The organism is Chitinophaga oryziterrae, from assembly GCF_009758125.1.
Classification (GTDB): domain Bacteria; phylum Bacteroidota; class Bacteroidia; order Chitinophagales; family Chitinophagaceae; genus Chitinophaga; species Chitinophaga oryziterrae.
Genome location: NZ_WRXO01000013.1, coordinates 19,706 through 34,340, shown reverse-complemented (window position 1 = coordinate 34,340; position 14,635 = coordinate 19,706). Strand labels below are relative to the sequence as shown.

At 42.9% G+C, this 14,635-nt stretch carries 15 protein-coding genes; 11 read left to right on the top strand and 4 right to left on the bottom strand.

Annotated features, from left to right (window positions below; genetic code table 11):
* The first annotated feature begins 205 nt into the window (after positions 1 to 205).
* The 4 genes from GO495_RS29710 to GO495_RS29695 all read left to right on the top strand — a co-directional run bounded on the left by GO495_RS29710 (position 206) and on the right by GO495_RS29695 (position 3,679).
* Positions 206 to 817, top strand: coding sequence for a class I SAM-dependent methyltransferase (locus GO495_RS29710; RefSeq protein WP_157303590.1), 612 nt, complete (start codon positions 206 to 208; stop codon positions 815 to 817).
* Between the two features lie 267 nt (positions 818 to 1,084).
* Positions 1,085 to 1,375 (top strand): hypothetical protein, encoded by a 291-nt coding sequence (locus GO495_RS29705; protein WP_157303589.1) that lies wholly within the window; start codon positions 1,085 to 1,087, stop codon positions 1,373 to 1,375.
* Between the two features lie 233 nt (positions 1,376 to 1,608).
* Positions 1,609 to 2,646: a sterol desaturase family protein gene (locus GO495_RS29700; protein WP_157303588.1), complete on the top strand. Its 1,038-nt coding sequence runs from the start codon at positions 1,609 to 1,611 to the stop codon at positions 2,644 to 2,646.
* A complete protein-coding gene (locus GO495_RS29695; RefSeq protein WP_157303587.1) occupies positions 2,627 to 3,679 on the top strand; it encodes an NHL repeat-containing protein in 1,053 nt (350 codons plus the stop codon). The genes GO495_RS29700 and GO495_RS29695 overlap by 20 nt, the downstream gene beginning before the upstream one ends.
* A 40-nt stretch (positions 3,680 to 3,719) precedes the next feature.
* On the opposite strand, the gene GO495_RS29690 is transcribed toward GO495_RS29695, so the two are convergent.
* Complete coding sequence (locus GO495_RS29690) at positions 3,720 to 4,838, bottom strand: multinuclear nonheme iron-dependent oxidase (protein ID WP_338075484.1); 1,119 nt, start codon at positions 4,836 to 4,838, stop codon at positions 3,720 to 3,722.
* Between the two features lie 38 nt (positions 4,839 to 4,876).
* On the bottom strand, positions 4,877 to 5,032 hold the full coding sequence (locus GO495_RS32825) for a chryseobasin-related MNIO class RiPP peptide (RefSeq protein WP_476695830.1): 156 nt from the start codon (positions 5,030 to 5,032) through the stop codon (positions 4,877 to 4,879).
* Positions 5,033 to 5,248: 216 nt separating this feature from the next.
* On the opposite strand from GO495_RS32825, the gene GO495_RS29685 reads away from it, so the two are divergent.
* The 3 genes from GO495_RS29685 to GO495_RS29675 all read left to right on the top strand — a co-directional run bounded on the left by GO495_RS29685 (position 5,249) and on the right by GO495_RS29675 (position 8,202).
* A complete protein-coding gene (locus GO495_RS29685) occupies positions 5,249 to 5,917 on the top strand; it encodes a YceI family protein (protein ID WP_157303586.1) in 669 nt (222 codons plus the stop codon).
* 232 nt (positions 5,918 to 6,149) lie between these two features.
* Positions 6,150 to 7,196: an AI-2E family transporter gene (locus GO495_RS29680; RefSeq protein WP_157303585.1), complete on the top strand. Its 1,047-nt coding sequence runs from the start codon at positions 6,150 to 6,152 to the stop codon at positions 7,194 to 7,196.
* Between the two features lie 202 nt (positions 7,197 to 7,398).
* Entirely contained in the window at positions 7,399 to 8,202 is an 804-nt protein-coding gene (locus GO495_RS29675) for a hypothetical protein (protein ID WP_157303584.1), read from the top strand.
* Positions 8,203 to 8,280: 78 nt separating this feature from the next.
* On the opposite strand, the gene GO495_RS29670 is transcribed toward GO495_RS29675, so the two are convergent.
* Entirely contained in the window at positions 8,281 to 9,615 is a 1,335-nt protein-coding gene (locus tag GO495_RS29670) for a DUF6377 domain-containing protein (protein ID WP_205691355.1), read from the bottom strand.
* Positions 9,616 to 9,643: 28 nt separating this feature from the next.
* On the opposite strand from GO495_RS29670, the gene GO495_RS32285 reads away from it, so the two are divergent.
* The 4 genes from GO495_RS32285 to GO495_RS29655 all read left to right on the top strand — a co-directional run bounded on the left by GO495_RS32285 (position 9,644) and on the right by GO495_RS29655 (position 13,361).
* Positions 9,644 to 10,021: a hypothetical protein gene (locus GO495_RS32285; RefSeq protein ID WP_240915376.1), complete on the top strand. Its 378-nt coding sequence runs from the start codon at positions 9,644 to 9,646 to the stop codon at positions 10,019 to 10,021.
* A gap of 31 nt (positions 10,022 to 10,052) precedes the next feature.
* Positions 10,053 to 10,247 (top strand): RagB/SusD family nutrient uptake outer membrane protein, encoded by a 195-nt coding sequence (locus tag GO495_RS32280; RefSeq protein WP_240915375.1) that lies wholly within the window; start codon positions 10,053 to 10,055, stop codon positions 10,245 to 10,247.
* A gap of 581 nt (positions 10,248 to 10,828) precedes the next feature.
* Positions 10,829 to 11,503 (top strand): hypothetical protein, encoded by a 675-nt coding sequence (locus GO495_RS29660; protein ID WP_157303583.1) that lies wholly within the window; start codon positions 10,829 to 10,831, stop codon positions 11,501 to 11,503.
* Position 11,504: 1 nt separating this feature from the next.
* A complete protein-coding gene (locus GO495_RS29655; RefSeq protein ID WP_157303582.1) occupies positions 11,505 to 13,361 on the top strand; it encodes a hypothetical protein in 1,857 nt (618 codons plus the stop codon).
* Positions 13,362 to 13,429: 68 nt separating this feature from the next.
* Here GO495_RS29655 and GO495_RS29650 read toward each other — a convergent pair whose 3' ends face one another.
* A complete protein-coding gene (locus GO495_RS29650) occupies positions 13,430 to 14,602 on the bottom strand; it encodes a bactofilin family protein (RefSeq protein WP_157303581.1) in 1,173 nt (390 codons plus the stop codon).
* Positions 14,603 to 14,635 lie beyond the last annotated feature (33 nt).

Sequence of the window (14,635 nt, the reverse complement as noted above, 5' to 3'; positions counted from 1 at the left end):
CATGAACAATCATAAAGGATCCTGTTCAGGGTATTACAGAAGATCTGGACGCAATTGCTAATTCGGGTATTTCCGGAATTCAACTTTTCCACGGCCAATTCGAAAGCTTAAATTATTAAGTTCAATCTTTTCCACCTGATAAATTAGCAATATTATTTTTATCAATAAAATTATTGTCGGGCCGCTTATCCTTTAACTTTGATCCATGCAATCAGAACTTCAGCAACTTTACGGGAATATAGATATTTACCTCTTCGACCAACTGCTTAAAGGCACTTATGATAATTGTAAAAAGGTGCTCGACGCAGGCTGCGGAGGTGGTCGTAACCTGATTTACTTCTTAAGAAACGGCTATGAGGTGTATGGCATTGATCCTAATCCCAATGCGGTATCAGCCGTTAAACAATTATCACAAACGCTGGCCCATGCAAACGCTACAGAGAATTTTGTAGTTGCTTCGGTTGAAAACCTGCCTTTTGATGATAATTATTTTGACCTGGTGATCAGCAGCGCGGTATTGCACTTCGCCAACAGTCCTGATCATTTCGATAATATGATCCACTCAATGTGGCGGGTGCTGAAACCCGGCGGCTATTTATTTGCAAGACTTGCGTCGGATATCGGGATTGAAACGCTGGTGCAGAACCTGGGCAATGGTCGCTATCTTTTGCCCGATGGCAGCGAACGTTTTTTGGTTGACCAGCAATTACTGCTTCAATATACCAAAAGCCTCAACGCCCGGCTCCATGAACCTATAAAAACCACCAATGTGCAAAATTTACGGTGCATGACCACCTGGTGTTTGCAGAAAATTTAAAAGTTCTCTCAATTACAAATGTCATCCATAACACGACGAGGATCGATAGCAAATTAATAATTGTGAGTGTCGTATTAATATAAGCAAATGTTTAGCAATCGTAGTATTACGAGAAATACTTATATTCGTCAGGATATTTTTTAACCCTCGTATAAAAACCAATTCTCTATGAAAAATTTGTTTCCCGTCGCATTAATGTTATGCCTCCTTGTGTCTTTATCCAGCTTTGCCCCTGTGCACGCTGACGTCCCTGTTATAAAAAAGGGTTTGCGCGCATTCTCCTTTCCAATCACCGGCACTACAGACGGCACACCTGGAGCGGGCCAGCCAGCAGGTACTATTGCCTACTCAATAAGTGGTAGCGGAACTACTCCATCTACCATCACGTTCTCAACGCTAAGTGGAGTTTCGTTAGGCACTTATTCTTATAGTCTTAGCTCTACTAACAACTACCTGGCTGTGGGGATGAAAACTCAAACGTCCATCTCGGGAACATATTTTCATATAAGCACCGCTTGCCTTCCCGGGTATTGCTTAGAGTTCATCGGCGCACTCTGATTCTTAGCTTACTTTTAATGTCAGACAGCTCTGGCTGTCTGACATCTTTTTTTGGCCCGATGACAGTGCTCCCTGATTTTTCCAACCATACATACTGTACAAACATATGGGCAACTATGTATGCAGACTATGTTCATTTTTTCTCATTCTTTTGTAAAGATCCGCTAAACACCGGCAGCAAAACGAAGCTAGTCCTAATTATTTAGTAGCTTAATAACACTAAATATTTGCGTATGGGATTGCTTCACACGCTGTATAACGAACTGATAGGGTTCATGGGACTGCGCGCGCTGATAGATATGTACCAGACAGGTAACTACAAAGTGCTGCTTACTTTAAACGGTTTACTGGGGGCAGTTTCCCCGGTACTTCCTCTCCTGCTGGTGATCGAAATTATACGTGCCGTTACGTACAGACGGTTTAAGATAGAAGACTACCGTATGCCCTTTATTATCTTTGTAATAAACCGGACTATCGGTCGTTTCCTTTCTATTGCAGCAGTAGCGTTTTGTATCGGCGTATTTGAAAAGTATGCGCTATTCAAAACCTCATTCACCTGGTACTGGCTGATCTATGGCTATATTATCTGGGAGCTGGGTCATTTTCTTTATCATTACTGGGGACATACAGTGCGTTTGTTCTGGTGTCTGCATGCCACGCATCATATACCCCAAAGCATGAATCTTTCTGTTAGCTATGCCCACTTCTTCCTGGAAGGCGCTTATGCCGATGTGATCCGCACTACGGTATGTATACTGGCCGGTGTAAATCCACCGCTGTTGTTTTTTATTATGTTCATCGATGGCTCCTGGGGTGGCTTTATTCATGTGGGGGAAAACATCATCAGGGACGGACGTCTGGGTTTCTTAAACAAATGGATCTTAACACCCTCACATCATCGTGTGCATCATGCGAAGAACCCATTGTATATGGATACCAATTTCTGTAACCTGCTGAATATCTGGGATAAAGTGTTTGGAACTTTTCAATACGAGGACGCCAATGTTTCCATTGAATACGGCGTATCGCGCGATGTGAACACCCGTAATTTTTTTGACATCTACTTTGGCGAGTTTTATTACCTGGCGCTGGATGTATGGAAGGCCCCCGGCATCCTGAATAAGATCCGTTACATTTTTATGCCTCCCGGCTGGAGCCATACCGGCGCACACAAAACGGCCGTTGTCGTAAAACGCGCCTACCTGGAATCGTTAAAACAGGAGCAGTCCGCTGCTCCGGCAACCACATTATATGAAACAGAACAACGCTAAAACAGCTGCCTCCCGCAGGCAATTTATCCGTAACACTTCCCTGTCGCTTGGTGGTTTATGGCTGACGAATAATCTGTTTGCCAGAAATGAAGGTCCCGTTTACGGCCACAATGACGTACGTTACACGTTGGACACCAGCTGGAGTAAATGTAGCCCACAGCGATATCCCGTGAACGACTGCCATGAAATGGTACAAGATAAAAAAGGGCGCATTTTCCTGCTCACGAATGAAACGAAAAACAATGTCCTGATTTATGATACGAAAGGACAACTGCTCGATGCCTGGGGGCACACATTCCCAGGTGCGCACGGCCTGACCCTGCATGATGAAAACGGTACTGAATTCCTGTATATAACAGACACGGTGAAACACCAGGTATATAAAACCACATTAACGGGAGAAATACTGCTGACCATCGATGCACCGTCCGATGGAGGTCTGTATGCCCAACCTGAAAAATTTGTGCCCACTGAAACCACCATTGCTCCGAATGGAGATATTTTCATTGCAGACGGCTATGGTGAGCAATACATTCTACAATACAATAGCAAGGGCCAGTTGCTGAACTACTTTGGTGGCCGTGGCAACGGCGACGAACACCTTGACAATGCACATGGTATCCTGCTTGATCCGCGCTGTAAGGACGGCTCCCTCCTGGTCACCGACCGGACGCGTAATTGTTTTAAACGCTTTACCCAGGAAGGAAAATTGCTTGAGATCATCCACCTGCCCGGCGCATGCGTGTGCCGCCCCGTGGTACAGGGCGATTACCTCTACGCAGCAGTACTCCGGTCTCCGGACATGAATAAAGAAGCCAGCGGATTTGTGACCATATTAGACAAGCATAACAAAGTGGTAAGCAATATCGGGGGCAGTAAACCAACATACGTGAACGGACAACTACAGCCCATGTCGCAGACCGATAAAATATTTGTGCATCCGCACGATGTGTGTGTAGACCGCGACCATAATCTGTATGTGGCGCAGTGGGCATCAGGCAAAGTATATCCTTACAAACTGAGAAGAGTGTGAGCGTATGCCTCATTCATTAAAAACATTGTAGCTGAAATAACTACTTCTTCCACTTCTGTGCAATCTTAACAGCGGTTTCAATCATATACGGCTCCCATTGCTCGATTCTCCAGTCCGAATTGGCCAGGGAAGACTGCGTGAGCACATGCATAGCCTCCGCATAGGAAGCAGATGATTCAAGGATAGAGGAAAGTTCAAGCTGCTGTTGGTACAGCGTCATATCTTCAACAACAGGACCTGTTGATAACGGGAATAACGGAAGGAAGGGATCGGGGGTATTGCTTTCATTACTGTTCTTACGAACAATATCCTCCATCTGCAGGAAATCGTTGTAAAAGCAACGTTTGCTCGTTTCTGTTACCAGTCCGTTACCCAGTTGCTCCAGCACCACGTATTTAAGATGCGGGCATTTTGCTATGGTCATTTCGAGCAACTGAAAAACCTCAGGGGGTACTGCATCATCATGCGTATCCCTCCTTATGCTGCGATTGGGGGCTACAGCAGAATCCTCCCAACTGCCACCGGAGATATGGATCTCCCGGACTCTATCCAATGGATAGAGGGCAATCATCTCATCAAATGAAATATCAAAATTCCGGAGCTGGCAGTAAAGGTTGTGGAGATCAAGAATAATAAATCCGTTTACCGGCTCAAGCAGCTGTTCCAAAAAGGTGCCATGCCGCTTCACCTCATCCAGTGAATATGAAAAAGCCAGGTTCTCTAACCCTACCGGTCGTCTGCAGGCCTCGTAGATCCGTTTCAGCCTGTCCCTGCCAATGTTGAGGGTAGTGGTAGTATAAGGAATATTCAGTGGGGCACCATGATGAAAATCCTTACCTGTCATGAACCCGAAGTGTTCCGTAATGTGATCAAACCGGAACTCAGCAGCAGTCCGTTCCAGGTGCCTGAGCCAGCTTTCCTGCTCCGGCAACCACTTACCCGAAAAAAGGGAAAAGAAGACACCATGGCCGATCAGCCGTTTCTCATTGCTAAAGGCTGTCAACAGCTCCCGGAACCAGGAAGGCATTTCTTTCACCTTGTACAATGCATCGAAAGACCATTCTATAGCTTCTACCCTGGACTCCTCCATCAAAGGCAAACATGCTGCGAGAATGTTTACATCCAGATTACAGGCAACGGCTGATAATACTTTGGGCACCTTTTTGAAATTACAGCGTAAATGGAAGATTTCAGTTATCAACCCATACCACAGGCAGGGCAGTTTCCCAGGGGTTGGGCTTGTTTGGGCTTCTCTTTCGGCTTCGGTTGATCATCTTTCCCACAGGAAACGACGGTTGTTTGGATGGCAATGCCGATCAGGATGACGCTAAGTAGAGATTTTGACAGCTTCATTCTTTGGATTTTTTAATACATAATTATTGTCCCGGCTACAGCTACGAGTCATTATAGGCCTTGGGAGTTGTCAGCTATTAAACGTTGCAGGAAAAAAAAGGTTACAGGCAGGCTGCCAATTTATTCAATGTTTGCGCACTCTTTTCTAAATAAATAATTAGATTCGGGTAAGCGTTATTAATTATTTTATTAAATAAAATATCAAAAAACAATAAAATGAGACAACCATTACCATCCTTTATTCTACTCCTGACATTGGCAGCATGTGGTGGTCCTTCACAGGACCATGCAAAAACTGAAGAAAAAAAAGAAGCCGCAGCAACCACTGGTAGCGCCTACATTATTGACACAACAGCCACATCTGTTCAGTGGCGTGCTACTCACAAAGGTGGATTTGCACCACGATTCGGAGACATTAAAGTAGCTGATGGAAGTCTTAATATTGAAAATGGCGCACTTACCGGCGGAAGTTTTGAAATGAATATGAATACACTTATCACAGATCCGGCCTCCGTTACTGAGAAAGATAAAAAATCAACAGAGCTTGACAGCCATCTGAAAAGCCCTGATTTCTTTGATGTAGCCAAACACCCCACCGCTAAATTCGTTATCACCGGCGTAGCACCCTACGACAGTACAAAGGGAAAAAGCCTCCTGCCAGGTGCGACCCATCTTATAAGCGGCAATCTGACATTGAAAGACAGTACCCTCAACATTACTTTCCCGGCGCAGATCACGGTTAGCCAGAACGACGTTACCGCAAATGCAAAATTTGTGATTGATAGGACAGCCTGGGGTATTAACTACAAAACTGAAGGGAGTCCGGAAAATTGGATGATCAGTAAAGAAGTTGAAATTGGGTTTCGATTGAAAGCCGTTAAATAATAGAATGACCCCGTTCCGGGCACACTAGAGGAAAGGCGGGAGAAATCTCCGGCCTTTCCTTTTTTAATCTAATCCAGCCGTGACAGCACAGCCCAAATGCATCAATGGAAGAGCCTGAAACAATGACGGGCATTACCAGAGCAGGTGATAGCAATCAACCATCATATCTACGTCACTCATGTCAACATACATCTATAAAGCATAACATTGTAGTGCATAAAATCCCCCTGATATGACATCACCCAATAAAACTACTGCTCCTTTGGCAAGGTATGTACAGATAATCTTCTTTGGGGCAGCCATTCTCTATTTCGGCAAAACTTTATTCATCCCCCTGTTCTTCGGTTTACTCGTGGCTATGGTCATGTACCCGGTATGTAAAAAGCTGGAACGGAAGGGATGTTCAAGGGCCTTGTCCACTACCCTGTCGCTAACCATTGTTGGGCTGCTGTTTGCCATGCTGCTGGGACTACTGATATGGCAAGTGATGGTGTTCTGGCATGACTGGCCCCAGATTGCCGGCAAACTGGAGATACTCATTTTCGGCTTGCAGGCATGGATATCGGATCAGCTGGGCATTGGGCTTGCTGTTCAGACCGGATGGTTGCAAAATATGGTTATGAATGCTGGCAATCTTGTCAGCGGTATGTTACGTGGAACTATCAGCACGACGATTAATATCTGTTTCATGCTGTTCATGATCCCTGTTTTTGCCGCGCTATTCCTTTACCACCGCCATGTATTTGTGCAATACCTGCGACTCGTTGTCGGGCCTGCATACAAGATCCGGTTGGATGTAATATTGCAGCAGGTTATAGATACATACTTCAACTATATCAAAGGGATGATACTGGTATATATCATAGTCGGAGCGCTTAACAGTGCCGGTCTATTGGCCCTGGGCGTACGCCATGCCCTGCTTTTTGGAATGCTGACGGCCATTATGACCATTATCCCATATATCGGGATCATCGTCAGCGCTCTGCTGCCTATTTCCGTTGCCTGGACCACCAAAGAATCTATATGGTATCCCCTTGGAGTGATAGCCGTTTTTTCCTTTGTTCAATACCTGGAGGCCAATTTAATATTCCCGAAAGTAGTAGGCGCGCAACTGAACGTAAGCACCTGGTCCACACTGGTAGCCATACTGGCAGGAGGAATTTTATGGGGTGTTTCCGGCATGGTGCTGTTCATTCCTTTTGTAGCTATACTGAAAATAGTGACCGATCATGTAGATGAATGGAAAAGCCTCAACGTTCTGCTGGCCCGCACACCATGATTTCATAGTCAATTCACTCACCATGATCAACATATCAGATGATAGGCATCATTGCTCGTAATACAGCTTATGCATACCTTAGAGATGATGTTATTTAATATCCGTGCATAATTAAGACCTGTATTTCTGTATTAGTAAGAGAAATATTCCTAAATACCGCTACACCCCCGCTTTGTAATTATTCAAACTAAAAAAAACTCCAATGAAATCAATTCTAATTACATCTGCATGTGTAATAGCGGTCATGACCGGTTTCTTATTATCCGGCTGCAATAAGTTTCATGAGGTGCCTCCCCACACCCCGGACTGTCAGATCGTAAAACTAAAAGGAGGCATTTTTATAGGCGATTCTCTTGTAATTGCATATAGTCATAATGGCAATCCTTTGAGCATAACCAGGGCTTCGGTAGGCACAGGATCACCGAACTTCTTATTCCGCTATGATCAAAAAGGGAGAATGACGGACTATTATGGTGTTTACGAAAGCCCGAACCCATTTTTTGAGGTATGGCACCGGTATCATTACGATGCAAAGAACAGGATTACCGTTGATACTTCTTATTCATTTGGTTTTATTGGTCCGGGTATACCCCTACCCGATCCTCAGCAAGGGCACTTGTTTGTCGGCAATATCTCTACTTACGCTTATGATATTGAAAACAGGATCATCAAATCAACAGACACTTATGGCTCGGCATCAGTTGCTTTAACGTCGCTTTACACTTACAATAATGAGGGCAATCTTGTAAAGATCACCAATCAAACGGCAAGTGGGACCAATACAGTAACCTTTAGCTTTGATAATAAGATCAACCTGCGTCGTACACATCCTATCTGGCAATTCTTAGACAGGGATTACAGCATAAATAATTCGGTACAGGTATTTTCCTATAACAATTACGGGCTACCGGTAGAGGTTAATTTTGGCAGTCATGGACTCGGCACTTTTGCCAGCATACCAATTTCAACTACTACGATTACTTATAACTGTAAACATAATTTCTGAATATAATTCCTGGATCCAACGGCCGACCTGGTTATAAGACAGGCAATGGTAAAAAGCGGGGTAAAGTTGCGGGCTGTCTCAATGATGATTACTATCAATAAATTTAATTTCCATTATTTTCTGTTCGAAATCATTTGCAGGAACCAACGCCCGCGACTTGATCCGCATTTTATAAGTATATACTGTACTAACGCTATAATCCAGTATTTTGGCTATGGCCTCATGCTCATTTATTCCCAGGCGTATTAAGGCAAATATCCTGAGTGTAGCATTGAGTGTTTCACCGGATTTCGGCCAGATTTGATCTTCTTTTTTTAAAAGGGCATTAAAAGATGCGATAAAATTAGGGAACATCGTTAAAAAAACGGTATCAAGCATGTTGTATAAATTCCCTTTTTCTTCCTCGATATGAACGTTGTTTAAAATCAGGTTGACGTCTTTATATTTCCCCAGTTTGATATTGTGCAGGGTTTTGTGTTTTATTTTATCTAACATTTCTATGTATGATGAACACGTTTTAAAAAACAAACCGATGAGTTCTTCCTTTATTTTAGAAGATTCCCAAAGCTTTCCATTTACGCTTTCCAGTTCGCTGTTTTTTCCCTTTATCATCAGCTCGTTTGCTTTGATCCGTAATATTTGTCTCCGGTAAATGACCAACAGAAAAAATAATATGACAGCAACGATCAAAAAGGTCAAAAAGCCTATGAGTAACTTATCTTTTTCATGCTGTTTCTCATCGATCATTTTACCTGCAACCAATGGTAACATCGATTCGATCTGCACTGCACGATTTCTGGCGCCATAAAACTTGGCGTTGCGCGCTGCTTCCTGCAAGAAAATATAGGCATCGTTCGTTTTATCCAATTTAAACAACTCCTGCCCGAGTAAAAATATGGCAAGTGTTTCTTTGGTTGAGGAACGAATATCATTGATCGCAGCAAGCGCAAGAAAACCTATCCGGTCGTAACCCGTATAGGCATAACTAATCCTGGTAGCAACCATAGCGATGCTGTGTTCAGGCAGGTGACGCCCGATAATAACATTATAGAAGAAATCGGGAGTTAATTTCATGTGTTTTACTGAATCCGGAAGGAAGGCCAGGTTGATAGTCTTCTCGAAATCATTGGAAGGAGTAACGATCTCTGCATTTTTAAAATCATCCTCGGATTGCTTGTAATAGCTCCGCGAAAAATAAGCATCATTATCATACTCGGCAATACCGGCATTCAGTCGCGCCCGCAAGAACAGGAAATCGGTTTTGAGAGCGTTGGACAACCTCCCCGTATCTATTTCTCCGGTAATGTCGAAAGCCTCTTTATAAAATCCGGAATTCAGTAAAGTGCTTCCCAACATGATCTTGCTCCGGATCAGATAGTCCGTTTTCTGAAACTTCTCTGAAATGTCGATCATCCTTTTGATGTAAACAAATGATGGCGGCATGTATTTTTTCGCAATGACCTATGACGCGGCTCCATTGTATTGTGGCTTTACGGATTTTGGACAGGCTAACCCGAAATACGCGCTTCAACCCGGCAGAGATGTGGACAGCGTTGAATATAGTTTTACCCTGGGCAAGCCTTTCGTTAAGTTCCAGCACTATCCTGACGACTATCGCCTGAAACTTTACAAAAACCTTGGCAACAGTAAACGTGAGGGTATGTTTCTGTACGGCTATCTTCCATACCAGCGCACTGTGAATGGTAGTACTGTTGCCGATACCGATCGTGGCAATAAGGGCTCTTACCCGCTGTTTATCCGCGATCAGGTCGGATGGTTGCACGCGAAACTATCCGGCCGGTTCTCCAAGTCTGTATAAAGCTGATGGCAGTCAGCTCAATGACCAGGAAATGCTTGACGAATGGGGCCGTGAGTTCTTAGGTGAGAACCGCCGCCGTACTGATTTGATCCGCTGGGGTGTTTTTAACACCGGTACATGGTGGGATAAACAACCCGATGCAGATAACCACACGGCCATATTCCCAATAGGCCGCGATATCATGGGAGCGAACCCTCAATTTGTGCAAAATCCGGGCTATAATTAATAAATTAAGGGGCTGACTAAAAGGTCAGCCAAAAAAAATTGAAGGAGTTTTGCAGGGTTTAAATCGAGGGGGCAGACATACTTTTTCTGTTTACGTATGATCTTTTAAGTTATACATAATAGTATTATCACGTACAGGTACGCGGACAACCTGTTAACAGGTGTAATTAACCACTGGTAGTTTTTAAGGATGAATGAGATCAGACCAGCTATGAACAGGAAGTAAAAAGCTGGTAGTGGCTAAATAAAATAAGCCCTTGCTACATATCACTAAGGATCCTGAGGAGAGCTGCCCGAAATGGGCAGCTCTTTTAAGTTATTTGAGCAATGAAGCCTTATCTTTTCTAACACTTGTTGTTGGAAAGCGCGCCCCCTTTCAATAATAATTGCACCGCTATTCATTGGTAAATATACCTTCTGTAGACTCTTTTATGTAAATAATCAGGACTCGTAGACTATCTGTAGTCTCATAATATTTACAGAATCTATTTCAGGAATGTACTTTTGAGGGGTATAAAACTAACAGGCACAGGATGAATCAGGATTTCATCTGATGCCTGGTTCGTAAAAGACCAGTTGCACATGTTTAGAAACAAACTTTTTGTCGTCCTGCTTATTATACCAGTATTTCTCAGCTCCTGTTTTGAAGTAATTGAAGAAATCACCATGGGGAAAGATGGAACAGGCACCATGACGCTGACTGTTAACTTCAGCCAGAGCAGAACCCGGATTGCAGCTATTATGCTCGCAGACAGTATTCACGGCTACAAAGTACCCAGTAAACAGGAGATACAGCAGGAGATGGACAAAACGGTGGCTCAGCTGAATAAAATGCCGGGTATTTCCAATGTCGGGAGTACTGCCGACTTTACAAATTTCGTTGCCAGCATCCATTTCTCATTTAAAGATGTCGCAGATGTAAATCATCTCATTAGAGCACTTCTGGAGCAATATAAAGTAAAAGACACCAATATCCCCACTTATAATTATAATAAGGATGAAACGAGGTTTACCAGGGAATACACCTATTCCAACGATGTGAGAACGCAATTCAATCAGTTAACAAACCGGGATAAGGAGATATTCAGCAATGCTGCTTACATCAGTATACTGCGTTTTGAGTCAACAATTACCAGTTACAGTAACAAGCTGGCCAGAATTTCCAAAAATCAGCAGGCAATTATCCAACGCCTTGCCATCCCCGATCTGATTAACGGACGAACCAACATTTCTAATCAAGTACAATTATCAAAATAGCATGAGACAAGTATTACAATTACTAATCCTTTCATTGTTCACAGGTTCCATAGGAACAGCGCAGGACCTTGCAAATAAGATCCCGGAAAAAGCATTGGCAGTAGCTAGTATTAAAAGTGATCAGCTGTTCCAGCTGTTCCCGATAGCTGAATTTAATAACTCTGCTTTAGGACAGCGGTTATTAGGTGATTTTTCAAAAAGAACAGGCGGGAATTATAAAAGTATAGAAGATGCAGGTATTAACCTTTCATCCACTATCTATTATTATTATCAGAAAACAGATAGTATCAGCTATAACTGTTTATTAATACCACTCTCAGATGCCCGGAAATTAGAAACACTGTTCAATGACACAACGCGTGCTAAAATTAAACAGCAGGGTGGAACAAAGTTTCTGACAACCTCCGGAAAGAACCTGATCATGTGGAATAATGAGATGTTATATGTAGTTCACGGATCAGTGAGTTCTTATTTCTTCAATGACTCTCTGACAGCTGCCCGCTATGGCATCAGGCATTTATCATACAATGACGATTATTATGATGAGCCGGTAATTGATTCAACAACAGCAACAGAAGATGCAACGGAGGTAAATGTTGATACTTCCGCGGCAAATATAGCAATAGAAGCTCCGGAACCCGAAGAGACAGTGTCCGACATTCCTCCTCCGGTAGAGGAAACAGCATACACCAGAGCCCAAAAGGAACAGGAGGCCAGGCAGGACAGTATTGCAGCTACCTGGATGGTAGCATACGCACTGGATATTCTGGATAAGAGTAACCCTTCTATCTTAAATAATCCTGCTTATCTCAGAAGTGTGGATAAAGAAGCTCTAGGTTCATTCTGGATGGAAGACTTTCAACGTATTTATAGTAGTTATCTGCCTTATAATTACCTGAAATATACCAATATGTTAAAAGGGTATGGCAGCATCAATGCCCGGTTATACATGGACAAGGAACATATGCGCATAACAGGGGAAATGGCATTGGATGAGGACAAGGCCGATGCCTACAGAAAGATATATAATAAGAAACTGAATAAGAAGTTCCTGAAATATATTAAAAGTGACAGCCTGATCGGGTTCATGAGTTATGCCTTTGATACGGAATCTTATCTGAAGGAACTACCTAAAATATTCAGTCAGACCTATGGCTCTTTTAGTGAGGAGATAGATCTTAGTGGCGACCTGCTCTCACTCATGCTGGATGAGAAAGCCATCGCAAGGGTTGTTAAAGGAGACGCACTTATATTGATGACCAACCTCACCGCCAGGGAATCAACATACACAACGTATGTGTATGATGAAAATTATGAACGTAAGGATACCGTACAAACAAAAATGGAAACCCTGCCGGATATCCTATGCATGTTCTCTTCCGATGATACGCATCTGATTGAAAAGCTACTTAAATATGGTATCAGTAAACATAAGGTCCATTTTGAAAATAATGTTTACAGCCTCTATCATAGTACTAAAAATCCGTTCAATCTGCATGTCCTGATAAAAGATGGAATCGTATTCATGGGCACATCGCTAACCGATATTGAACAGATAAATGCAGGCACTTATAAGGGCAATCTGAATAAACAGCAAAAGGATTTGCTGTTAAAAAATAATATGACCATGTTCTTCAGTCCTAAAAACCTGCATAATAAGATGCCTGTTACAGAAATAGGGAATATGAGTGAAACCGCGGGTAAACTATTAGGCAATAGTGGCAATGTCTATTTGAAATCTTCGGGCATAAAAGGTAATTATATTTCTGCTGAACTCATTGCAGATGTACCCAATAATCAGGAAAATGCATTGAAGTACTTTTTCTCTTTGTTTAACGATGCAACCAAACCACAATAAGGTATTGTAGAAAAGGCTACGCGGTTGCGTAGCCTTTTAGTTAGAAAGATGATCAGCATGATCTCACTCTATCCTGCACTGACATTCCGCCCCGAACGGAGAACTACAAGGATGCTGCCAAATGCGATACACATAGCCACCAGCGAGATAAGCCATCCCACAAACGGAGTAAGTGAAGCCAGTTTAAACAGAATGAAAATTCCAAGCGCTGCCCAGGCCGATTTCCAGAACCCCCATTTTTTCTTATATCCTCTATTGGCCCATTGTGCCAGTAATACTGAAAAAAGGACAGAACCCAGCAATAGTAATGTGATATAGCAAATTAACATCAGTATAGCAACAGGGATACCTATGATCGTCATAAATGCAAATATGATAATGATAGGAACAACAATCATAAAAAGGATCCCATTTCCTATGGCTCGCCCGGTGTTATTGAAGAGCCCCTCTCCTGCTTTTGCTGTTATATCAGGGAACAGCAAACGGATAAGCAGGATAAAAATAAATACAGTGGCGAGATACCATATTAAAGCAATGAAAGAACTATACCCCAGGAACTGCCAGGTGGGATAATCTATCGCGAGTGTTTTGTCATAAACAGCCCTCCCTTTTTTGATTGATTCCCCGAAATCAGTGGACCCGTTTTCATTCCAGTATCTTACATTTTGCATAAATGCCGCACTGCGGCCAATATTAATATATCTCGCAGCCAGTACTGTAGCCCCGTTGATAGTACCATTTATATTGATCTCATTTCCTCTGCAATCAAGTCCTTTTTCAATCGTTCCATTCATTGCTAACGTACCAACGCCTGTTTTCACACTCCCTTTTATCGTTCCTTCCAATATCAGATCTCCGCCGGATGCCAGCAGGTCTCCCGCAATGACAGCATCTTTGCTGACATTAATAGAACTGGCTATTGCTGCAAGATCACCTCCGGTATTTTTATCTACAAACAGCTTACCTCCTACACAACGGATATCTTCCCCTACGTATCCGTTCATATGGATTTCACCGCCCCCAGCAAGGATATCGTTCTGTACGGTATCATTAACGGTAACTGTACCTCCTGCAACAATCAGGTCGCCATATACGGGAGCATTAATGATAATATTCTTACCGGTGATATACAAGTTGCCATACACCGGCCTGGTAATGGTAAGATTATTACCATATTCCACCTGCTGTGCAATGGAAATTACAGGTGCAAGTATCAGTAGCAGGCTATATATGTATTTCATAAATAATCGCATTTAAAGCAACTAAACTATGCT